The 589-nt window shown below is 64.3% G+C and carries 1 protein-coding gene; it reads right to left on the reverse strand.

From position 1 onward, the window contains the following. Nucleotides 1-367, reverse strand: a 367-nt coding sequence (rsmI, locus tag JCM25156_RS19825) for a 16S rRNA (cytidine(1402)-2'-O)-methyltransferase (protein ID WP_242402765.1), incomplete at its 3' end; no start/stop codon positions are given. Nucleotides 368-589 lie beyond the last annotated feature (222 nt).

Here is a 589-nt window from a genome sequence, read left to right on the forward strand (position 1 = left end):
TGGCGCGTACCAGCCGGTAGCCGGGATCGGACATGAGCGGCGTGCCCGCGTCCGAAATCACGGCGATGCGCCGCCCCGCGGCAAGTTCATCCAGCAGGGCGGGAATCTGCTGTTCCTCGTTATGGTCGTGCAGGGGGCGCGTGCGGGTGTGGATGCCGTATTCCCGCAGCAGGCGCGCGCTGGTGCGCGTATCCTCGCACAGGATCAGATCGGCGGCCTCCAGTGTTTCAACCGCGCGGCGGCTGATATCACCCAGGTTGCCTATGGGCGTGGCGACGAGAACGAGTTCCCCCTCACGAATCTGAACCGAAACGGTTTCATCCGCGTTCCCGGCATGACGGGCGGTACATTCTCCGCTATGTACCATGCGATGAGATTTTGAAGGCGAGGAAGATGAGGCGTCAGACATTCGGAACCCGGATACATGGACAGGATGTTGATTCTGCCTCTCCACGTCGTGCATGCAAGCGCTTATTGCTGACGGGGCTGGCCGTGGCCACGCTCAGCGCCTGTGCTTCCACCCCGGGGCGCAGGGCGCCGCATGTCACCGCCCCCCCGGCGGGGCGCAATGTGGGCGTGCTTTTACCGC

This window comes from Komagataeibacter kakiaceti JCM 25156 (assembly GCF_000613305.1).